The following is a 331-nucleotide window of genomic DNA, read 5'->3' as shown; positions in this document are numbered from 1 at the left end:
ATCCACCGCAGGCCGCTGGTCATGCGTCACGTTCGAGGCCGCGGTACAGTTGCCGTCCGCCGTGCACGCAGTCACCCGGTACGAATAGGTCCCTGCCGGCCTCGCCAACGAGGTCCAGTTGCCCTGGCTGCCTTCGTACACCGCCGTCCAGGTCACGCCATCCACGCTCTCTTCGACCACATATCGGGTCGCGCCGGAGAAAGGGTTCCAGTTCACGTAGTCCTTGACCGAAGCGAGCTGCCCCAGCGGCCAGTCGGCCTCGGCGACCAGGCTGCCGCCAAGCAGAATGTAGTCGGTGGATTTGGACTGGCGCTGGTTCTTCTGGAAACGC

1 pseudogene is annotated in these 331 nt (G+C 64.7%); it reads right to left on the bottom strand.

What is annotated here, in order from left to right:
* Window positions 1–331: pseudogene (locus D183_RS24475) on the bottom strand (RHS repeat protein); the annotation flags it as partial.

It is taken from the genome of Xanthomonas sp. SHU 199 (genome assembly GCF_000364665.1).
GTDB lineage: Bacteria > Pseudomonadota > Gammaproteobacteria > Xanthomonadales > Xanthomonadaceae > Xanthomonas_A > Xanthomonas_A sontii.
The sequence above is the reverse complement of the archived record's forward strand: the minus strand, read 5'-3'. Positions and strand labels throughout refer to the sequence as shown.